This is a genomic window from Candidatus Defluviilinea gracilis (assembly GCF_057138825.1).
Genome location: NZ_DBNHEF010000006.1, coordinates 1 through 8,483, shown reverse-complemented (window position 1 = coordinate 8,483; position 8,483 = coordinate 1). Strand labels below are relative to the sequence as shown.

Below are 8,483 nucleotides of genomic sequence, written 5' to 3'. Positions count from 1 at the left end.
GTTGAAAAAAGTGGATGTGGAGTGGGGTCTGGTGTGCATGGCGCACAATTTACGAAAACTGGCGATCCAATGACCGCCAGTTTTTTTGTCTCTTGCTCCGTTTACGCCGTTTTCTCAACTTGTTCTTCCCCTTTTTAGACAACCCCGCCGCCGCAGTGCAACTACGGCGCAACAGGTTCAACTGCGTAAGTCCTATACAAATGATAAAATCGCTCCTCTCAAAGGAACAAGGGCATGACTTCGGAATCCATTCTCGTTGAACAACTCAGCAAAACGTATCAAGTCCCCGAACGCGAAGGCGGATTCGGCGCGGCGGTGCGCGGCTTCTTCAAACGCAAATACAAAGATGTGAAAGCCGTGCAGGAAGTGAACTTCAAGATCGAGCAGGGAGAGATCGTCGGCTTCCTCGGTCCGAACGGCGCGGGGAAAACGACCACACTCAAAATGTTATCGGGTCTGCTCCACCCCACTGGAGGCAAAGCCGCCGTGCTGGGATTCACTCCGTGGGAACTCAAACCCGATTACCTGCGCTCGATGACCCTCGTGATGGGACAACGCAACCGTTTATCGTGGGACATCCCCGCGGCGGATTCGTATTTGCTCGCGCAAGCCATCTATCGCCTCTCGGATGACGATTATAAAAAGACATACAAAGAACTCGACGAACTTCTCGAACTCGAACCGTTGATGAAGAAACCCGTCCGCAACCTTTCGCTGGGCGAGCGGATGAAGGTGGAGATCGCGGCGGGATTGTTACATCGTCCCAAAGTGTTATTTCTCGATGAGCCAACGATCGGACTCGACATTTCAGGGCAGGTGAAGATCCGCGAGTTCTTGCGCGAGTACAACAAACGCACAGGCGCGACGATCCTGCTGACGAGTCATTACATGGCAGATGTGACCGCGTTGTGCGAACGGATCATCATCATCCATCACGGTCAACTCAAATATGACGGCGGCATCGCCAACCTTTCGCGTCGCATTGCGCCATTCAAATTGATCGGCGTGCGACTTGCCCTGAGCGAAGACGAAGGGTTGGAGAAGTCGAACGGACGCGATCTGTCGCAGTATGGCGAACCAGTTCAAAATGAGGAAGACGCGGAGAAGGTTTACATCCGAGTCAAATCGGAGGACGTCACCAAAGTCACATCGCGCATGTTGTCCGACCTCCCCATCCACGACATCACGATTGCCGATCCACCGATCGAAGATGTGATCGAACGGGCTTTCAACGAGTAAAGTTATGTCGTTGCGAGGGCGCTCTGCTCTTCGCCCGAAGCAATCTCCTCAACGTGTTGGAGATTGCTTCGTCGGAAAGAGCATCCTCCTCGCAACGACATGAGGTGAATCATGTTTAACATCTTCAAACGACTCTGGCAAGTGAACTGGGCGGAGCAATGGCAATACCGCGCCAACCTCATCATGTATATTTTGTACTGGCTCGTGTCGCCGATCATTTATCTCGCGGTGTGGACGAGCATCGCCTCCGCCAACGGCGACGTGAACGGACTGACCGCCAACGATTTTGTCACCTATTATATGATCCTGCTCATCGTCGATCAACTCACCAGCAACATCATCATTCACATCTTCGGATACAAAGTGCAAGACGGCTCGCTCTCGGGCGAACTCATCAAACCGATCCATCCGATGCTGACGAACACGCTCGTGAACGACATCGCTTTCAAGACGTTGAACTTCATGCTGTTGATTCCGATCTGGATCGGACTCACGCTTCTCTTCAAGCCTCAATTTGATTCAGTTTCCTTGAGCGGAATCGCCCTTGCGATCCCCGCCATCGTGCTTGGGTACTCCATCAACTTTTTACTTTCTGGCATCATCACCTCCCTCGCCTTCTGGACGACGCGCGTGTATTCGATTCACGAATTTTATTACGCGCTGACCTTGTTATTTGCGGGCTCCTTTGTGCCGCTGCAATTGATGCCCGAGGTCGTCCAAAACATTGCCCGCGTTCTACCGTTTCAATTATTCATGTATCTGCCGATTCAGATCATTCAGGGAAATCTCTCGACGAGCGAAATCACGCAGGGATACGCGACAGGCATCCTCTGGCTCGCCGCCGCCCTGATCGGGTTCCGATTCGTCTGGCGCGAGGGTGTCAAACGCTATTCGGCGGTCGGAGCCTGACATGCGCGCCTTCAAACTTATTTTCACCCTGATCAAGATCAACGTTCAAATGGCGGCGGCGTATCGCGCCGATACTGTCGTGAATATTTTGCTCAACCTGATGTGGCTCGGCTGGGAACTGCTCACCCTCAGCATTATCTTCAGCAACACACAAACCATCGGCGGCTGGGGCTTCGGCGAATTGATCGCCCTGCTCGGCGTGTTCCGCCTCGTCAACACGATGATGGTCGCGCTGATCTGGCCCAACACCGAAAAATTCAACGCATCCATCCGCGACGGTTCGATGGATTACACCATCCTGCAACCCGTCAACAGCATGTTCCTCGTCACGTTTTCGCGCATCACCATCTGGCGCGTCTGGGATTTACTCCTTGCCATCGTGTTGATCGCCGTCGGCATCAACATCTCGGGAGATTTGGTCACCCCGCTCAGTTTCGCGCACTTCGTCTTGCTCGCCGTCTCAGGCGTGATCATCATCTACAGTTTGTGGATCGTGCTTATCGCCCTCACCTTTTGGTTCACCAAATTCGACAACAACGTGACCATCCTCCACGCCCTGCTCGACGCGGGACGCTACCCATCCACTGTGTATCCCGTCTGGTTGCAGATCATCGTCACTTTCCTGATCCCCATCGCGGTGGCAACGACGATTCCCCTCCAAGCCTTGCGCGGCGAACTCGAGGGCTGGCGCATCGTGATGTTCTTCGCCATCGGCATCGCCAGTTTTATCGTTGCATCACAAGTTTGGAAACGGGGATTGAAACAGTATAGCGGAGCGAGCAGTTAAAAACGTAAGGCGAGATTAATCTCGCCTTACTTCTACAATTGATGTTTATGTAGAGCGCGCGCTCTAGCGCGCTTATATAAATGGTTCTATTTCTTCGCCAGCACAGCCACAGAACTTCCATCCGCCGAGGTGACGGTCAACGTATTGCCGTTCAATGTATAGGATGTGGTTCCAACGAATACAGCGAGGGTAACCTGTTCCTGTTCGCCTGCCGCGCCTTCGCAAAACATCAACGTCGAAAACAGAGCGCCGAATGTGATCGTGCCGTCGCCAGTTTTGTAGTCGCCGCCGAAGCCATTACAACCGACATTTCCATTCACTTGACCATCGTCGCCAAAGATGATGGAGGTCTCCACATCGGGCGCGGCGGGCGTCGGGTTGGCTGGGTCGCCATAGGATTCAAGAGTCCACTCCCCAACGATCGAAGCGGGTTTAGCGGAGGAACATGCGGCAAAAACAATTGCCATCACAGAAAGTAACATAAAAATCTTTTTCATTATCATCTCCAAATATGTTGTTACTGAATGGACGAATTTCCACACAAAAAGTTCCCGATGATAGCAGACGATGGACGACAGACAATTGACCATGATAGCGTCCAATCGTCAATGGTCTACTGTCCAATTTGGTTGAAATTTCTCCGCGCGAACAACGTAATCCCCGCCGCCGCTGAGACGTTCAACGACTCCACTTTTTTATTGATGGGGATCCGCGCCTTCAAACTCGCGGCATTTTCGATCTCGGGCGAGCATCCCTCTTTTTCACTGCCGAAGACGATGAGCAGACGTTCATTGATAGACGCGATCTCATCCACTGTTTTGTCCGCATCCGCAGACGTGACCAGCAAAGGTTGATTGTTTTGCTTGCAATAATCAATTAACTGATTTGTTGTCGCGGTCATCACGGGCAACGAGAACAGGTAGCCTCTGCTCGCGCGGATCAACCTGCGGTCGTATATATCTAATGGATCCATATTCAGCAGGATCATCCCGCCGACGCCCAACGCCAACGATGTGCGGATGATGTTGCCGATGTTCCCCGAAATGCTCACATCTTCCAGCACAACAACATCTTTCGTGATGGATTTCAATTTTTCCAACCCGATTGGCTTGGGAGTTTCAGCAATGGCAAAGATGCGCGATAGTTTATCGTTCTCGAACAGTTTCTTCGTTGTCCGTTTTGCTACTTCGTGGATGGTCGCGCCTGCGGTGAGTTTCTCTCTCAGGTTGTCGGAAACTTTGTCGTCGCCCGAAAAATAAACCGACTCGATCTCGATCTCCGCTTCGAGGGCTTGGGAGATGTTCTCCTCATCATCAATGATGATTTGGTTGAGTTCGCGCCGTCCCTCGCGCGTGAGCAGTTTGCGGATGGGTCCCGCGAGGGGATGGTTGAGCGAATCAACGAAGAATGGGTTGTTTGCGGAGGGTTCGTTCATATCAAGCATGATAACCGTGTCGAGAGTCGGGGTCAAGAAAGTTCATCTTCGGTTGGCGGTTCAAATAGTTTTGCCCACGATTCCAAATCCTCTCTGCGGACAAAGAACGTTCCCGACGGCAAGTTCATATTTCGCTCGGAGAGCCTTCGCCACAGTTCGTTAAGTTCAACATCTAAAACATGCAACTCCACCTTTGCGCCGAACGCCTCAGCTTCCGCTCGAAATCGGGATCGCTCTTCGCGTGACCAAAACCCATTTTCCAAAATCACGTCAACTCCAAGCGCAAGGATGCGTTTTGCAAAACTCCATTGAATGGACTATACAATATCCCGCAATCTGTCCATTTCTTCTCTATCGTCTGGGTCAAGGAGAATTTCCGCAATCCACTCATCGGGGCAGAACCGCACGGCGCCTTCCGATGTTTCAAGTTGTTTTGCAAGCGTTGTTTTACCCGAGCCTGGTAATCCACAAATCAGGTGAAGAGTTGCCATACATCACAAAGTAACTTGTGCAAGATTCACGTATGAGTCTATGTTCCGCAGTTTTGCTTCGGTAGCGAACCATCCACGAATAGAAACCACGAATTCTCGAATGGCGACGCGTCAATTCGTTTATTCGTGTGTATTCGTGGACGGTAGCCACTCTCACAAAAGAATATGTCTCGATTAGAAGTGTTCTTGCGTGACATCAGTAACGAGGACAATAAAAATAAACGGATACTTCATCAAGCCTGTGAAAGTTCAAGCGGATAGACCTTCTCGGCTTTGAGAATATTGGACGCGTACATCAGACAAGCGGCGATATCTTCGTGGGTGATGCCTGGGTAATTCCGCAGGATTTCGCTTTCATCCCAACCTTGACCAAGCAGTTCGACGATAAACTCGACCGCGAGTCTGGTTCCTTTGATGACTGGTTTGCCAACAAGGATTTTTGGATCAACGATGATTCTTTGCTTCCAGTCCATAGTTTGCTCCTTTTTTAAAGGCTACAACTCTGATTTTAGCACGGATGAAACTTGGGAAATTAAGGCAATCCCCATAAAATAACCGTAGATGGGTATTCTGGTCCAGCGCCCTCTGAGGCAGACACTAAAAATTGCCCATCGAACGAAAATTCAAGGCTGATCACTTTAGTTTTGTGTCCAGTTAACTCGGCTACCATTTCCCAAGTATCTGTTCGCCAAATTCTGACTCGACGGTCTATTCCGCCTGCCGCCAATAGACTTCCATCGGGCGAATAAGCAACAGTAAAAGTTTTAAATTGTGGATTAAAGCCTTCGACCTCTTTTTCGTTTTCCAAATCCCAAACATATATCTCACCTGCATCGCCTACCACGATGAACTTCCCATCTGGTGAAAATTCAAGATCTAAAATCGGGAACATGCTATTATCAATTACTTTCGGTTCGTTCCAGTCTGCCGTATCCCAAATCCGTATCGCTTCATCTTGTCCTGCGGCAGCCAACAATTTGCCGTCAGGAGAAAATGCCACAACATTAATACGGGCGACAGAATCTTTTTGGTCGGGTTGGATTTTTGTATCGAGCAAACGAGAAAATGTCTCCGTTTCGTATGCTTGGACATGCCCATCTGCATTTCCGATTGCCAGCAAGTTCCCGTCAGGCGACCATTGAACATCATTGATAACATGGCTCAATCTATCAGTTTGAAATTCAAACTGAGTAATAATTTCACCCGTGCTTAAATCGAAAATTGCCATCACAGTATCGACGCCCGAGGAGGGCAGAATTCGCATTGCCAACAACTTCCCATCTGGAGAAATTGCTATAGGTGGAAAAGGATATTCCGAGATACCTAATGGGCTGTTTGACACTTTATTTTTCTTCTCCCAAAGATAAAGCAATGAATCCTGTCCGTCGCTACTTGTTATAAATGAATTTGTATTAGGGATAAAAATATTACGGATTGGCGTCTGGTGGTCAGTGATGGTTTCCAGCGCAACAATAGTTGCAGCAGTGTCAGGGTTAATGGATGGCGCAGGGATTGCTGTTGGGGTCGGCGAAGGTTCAGGCGTAGATGTAGGTTGTTGCGTCGGCGTCGGGGACAGGTCAGTGGTTTGTGTTGGCGCGTTTGTAATTTCGGAAGTTGCAGGGTTTTCCGAAGGCGTTCTAAGACATGCAGATAAAAACAATACACTAATCAGCGAAACCAGAATTATTTTTCTCATACTTTTTCCTTGTAATTTGAATCGAACAGCCGCCATCATACTCAAGAAGATATGAATTTGACCTTTCACGTAGATTACAATTCAATAATGACAGTGATTTATCAAGACCAACACATCCTCGTCCTCAACAAACCCGCAGGGATTCCCGTTCTGCCTGATGGGTGGGAGAAGGATTCGCCGTATTTGGTGAAGATGCTGGAGGAGGAGTTCGGGAAAATGTGGATCATTCACCGCTTGGACAAGATCACCAGCGGGGTGATGGTCTTCGCGCGAGATGCGGAGAGTCACCGCGCGTTGAATATGCAGTTCGAGAATCACGAGGTAGAGAAGGTCTATCATGCGATCGTGGAGGGGAATCCAACGTGGGAGGAGAGAACGGCGAAGCATCCGTTGCGAGTCAATGTGGGGCATAAGCATCGGACAGCCGTGGACGACAGGAACGGGAAGCCGTCGGAGACGCGATTCAGGCTGAGGGAACTGTATCAAGCCGCGGCGTTGGTTGAAGCGATGCCGAAGACGGGGAGAACGCATCAGGTACGAGTCCATGCAAAGGCGGTGGGGCATCCGCTGGTGGGAGATGTCCTGTATGGCGCGGCGGAGTCGAATATTATTGCGCGTCCCGCGTTGCATGCGCTGTCGTTGACGCTCACACATCCAAACACTCACGAAAGACTCACCTTCAAAGCGGAGTACCCGCAGGACTTTGCCACAGCGTTGAAACTTTTGTAAGTTGAACGCGCTCAACTTCCTGTGGTATCCTTCGCCCGATGATTCCAAACCCTTCGACTTCGCTCAGGACAGGTTTGCCTCGCCTCGATATTTTGCCCATCGAAAGTTTGATCTTGCATGAAGACCACGACGCGCAAAGGAGCGCCCCGCTGATCGAAAAACTGCGCGGCGCGGGGGTTCTGCGCAACCCGCCCATCGTGATGCCATTAACGGACGGCACAGAACGGTACATGGTGCTGGACGGCGCGAACCGCGTCACATCGTTGCATGAGTTGGACTTTCCGCATCTTGTGGCGCAGGTTGTGCAAGCAGACGACCAAAACGTAAATTTACAAACATGGAATCATGTTGTCTGGGGGATGAGCGCGAAATCGTTGATGAGCGAACTTCGCAAACTCAAAGGCGTCGATGTTGTCAAAGTCGACACGCATAAATCGGTGGACGCGCCGAAGTACGCGCCTGTCAACGCGCGCCTGCCCGATGGGAAGTTGTATTTACTCCTGGAAGAGCCTACCGACCTTGCGAATCATATCGCCACGCTTCATGCGATTGTGAACGCGTACAAAACGTCCGCGTCGCTCGATCGCACCAGTCAGACGTTGATCGAACCGTTCCGCGAAGTTCACCAAGACCTGACCGCGTTGATTATCTTTCCGCGTTTCAAGATTCGCACCCTGCTCAAACTGGCGGGGAGGAAGATCGTTCTGCCCACCGGCATCACACGCTTCACCGTTTCGCCGCGCACGTTGCATTTGAATTATCCACTGCACGAGTTGTCGAGCGGAAAGCCGATCGAATACAAAAGGGAATACCTCAAGAAGTGGGTGGATGAGCGCGTGATGAAGAAGGGCGTGCGTTTATACGCCGAAGCGACATTTTTGTTCGATGAGTAACAACTAGAGATTAGAGACTGGAGATTAGTGGATAAGAGAATTAGAGGATTAGAGGATTAGAGGATTCGTCGCCACACATTGTCCCGATGGTCTTCGGGAGAGAACACAGAGAGATGTGAGCTTTTGGTTTATTCACTTTGACGACTCTTCCTGACTAAGGAACTATGGCTCTACCGTTTTTAACGGGAAACCTTTTTTTCAAACACAAAGGACACGACGGTCACAAAGGAAAACCCAAGGAATCTAGGCTCTTTTTTGCCTTTGTGTACTTTGTGCCCTTCGTGGTGAAGCTCTTTCCCGTTAA

General features: G+C 50.4%; 9 protein-coding genes and 1 pseudogene. 5 read left to right on the top strand and 5 right to left on the bottom strand.

The genetic code is table 11. The annotated features are described in order from the left end of the window. Positions 1–234: 234 nt before the first annotated feature. The 3 genes from AC16KF_RS00655 to AC16KF_RS00645 all read left to right on the top strand — a co-directional run bounded on the left by AC16KF_RS00655 (position 235) and on the right by AC16KF_RS00645 (position 2,935). Positions 235–1,239: an ABC transporter ATP-binding protein gene (locus AC16KF_RS00655; RefSeq protein ID WP_484035348.1), complete on the top strand. Its 1,005-nt coding sequence runs from the start codon at positions 235–237 to the stop codon at positions 1,237–1,239. 111 nt (positions 1,240–1,350) lie between these two features. After that, a complete protein-coding gene (locus AC16KF_RS00650) occupies positions 1,351–2,148 on the top strand; it encodes an ABC transporter permease (protein ID WP_484035347.1) in 798 nt (265 codons plus the stop codon). Between the two features lies 1 nt (position 2,149). Then, the gene (locus tag AC16KF_RS00645) at positions 2,150–2,935 is read left to right on the top strand and encodes an ABC transporter permease (protein WP_484035346.1); all 786 of its coding nucleotides are present in this window, start codon (positions 2,150–2,152) and stop codon (positions 2,933–2,935) included. 86 nt (positions 2,936–3,021) lie between these two features. Here AC16KF_RS00645 and AC16KF_RS00640 read toward each other — a convergent pair whose 3' ends face one another. From AC16KF_RS00640 to AC16KF_RS00620, 5 genes and pseudogenes are all read right to left on the bottom strand, one after another. Further along, positions 3,022–3,432, bottom strand: coding sequence for an META domain-containing protein (locus tag AC16KF_RS00640; RefSeq protein WP_484035345.1), 411 nt, complete (start codon positions 3,430–3,432; stop codon positions 3,022–3,024). 116 nt (positions 3,433–3,548) lie between these two features. Further along, positions 3,549–4,406 carry a TrmH family RNA methyltransferase gene (locus AC16KF_RS00635; protein ID WP_484035344.1) on the bottom strand — a complete coding sequence of 286 codons (858 nt, stop codon included), beginning with the start codon at positions 4,404–4,406 and terminating at the stop codon, positions 3,549–3,551. Further along, positions 4,403–4,861: pseudogene (locus tag AC16KF_RS00630) on the bottom strand (P-loop nucleotide/nucleoside kinase family protein). The gene AC16KF_RS00635 and the pseudogene AC16KF_RS00630 overlap by 4 nt, the downstream one beginning before the upstream one ends. A 233-nt stretch (positions 4,862–5,094) precedes the next feature. After that, positions 5,095–5,334 (bottom strand): DUF433 domain-containing protein, encoded by a 240-nt coding sequence (locus tag AC16KF_RS00625; protein WP_484035343.1) that lies wholly within the window; start codon positions 5,332–5,334, stop codon positions 5,095–5,097. A 59-nt stretch (positions 5,335–5,393) separates the two neighbouring features. Beyond that, positions 5,394–6,557: a WD40 repeat domain-containing protein gene (locus tag AC16KF_RS00620; RefSeq protein WP_484035342.1), complete on the bottom strand. Its 1,164-nt coding sequence runs from the start codon at positions 6,555–6,557 to the stop codon at positions 5,394–5,396. A gap of 51 nt (positions 6,558–6,608) precedes the next feature. Here AC16KF_RS00620 and AC16KF_RS00615 point away from each other — a divergent pair, with 51 nt between their 5' ends. Both AC16KF_RS00615 and AC16KF_RS00610 read left to right on the top strand, forming a co-directional pair. Then, positions 6,609–7,286: an RluA family pseudouridine synthase gene (locus tag AC16KF_RS00615; RefSeq protein WP_484035341.1), complete on the top strand. Its 678-nt coding sequence runs from the start codon at positions 6,609–6,611 to the stop codon at positions 7,284–7,286. A gap of 74 nt (positions 7,287–7,360) precedes the next feature. Next, positions 7,361–8,179 carry a hypothetical protein gene (locus AC16KF_RS00610; protein WP_484035340.1) on the top strand — a complete coding sequence of 273 codons (819 nt, stop codon included), beginning with the start codon at positions 7,361–7,363 and terminating at the stop codon, positions 8,177–8,179. The last annotated feature ends 304 nt before the right edge of the window (positions 8,180–8,483 follow it).

Coding starts and splice junctions, on each gene's coding strand:
- AC16KF_RS00650 (WP_484035347.1), top strand. CDS start 1,351: ATGTTTAACATCTTCAAACGACTCTGGCAAGTGAACTGGGCGGAGCAA.
- AC16KF_RS00615 (WP_484035341.1), top strand. CDS start 6,609: ATGAATTTGACCTTTCACGTAGATTACAATTCAATAATGACAGTGATT.
- AC16KF_RS00655 (WP_484035348.1), top strand. CDS start 235: ATGACTTCGGAATCCATTCTCGTTGAACAACTCAGCAAAACGTATCAA.
- AC16KF_RS00640 (WP_484035345.1), bottom strand. CDS start 3,432: ATGAAAAAGATTTTTATGTTACTTTCTGTGATGGCAATTGTTTTTGCC.
- AC16KF_RS00645 (WP_484035346.1), top strand. CDS start 2,150: ATGCGCGCCTTCAAACTTATTTTCACCCTGATCAAGATCAACGTTCAA.
- AC16KF_RS00625 (WP_484035343.1), bottom strand. CDS start 5,334: ATGGACTGGAAGCAAAGAATCATCGTTGATCCAAAAATCCTTGTTGGC.
- AC16KF_RS00620 (WP_484035342.1), bottom strand. CDS start 6,557: ATGAGAAAAATAATTCTGGTTTCGCTGATTAGTGTATTGTTTTTATCT.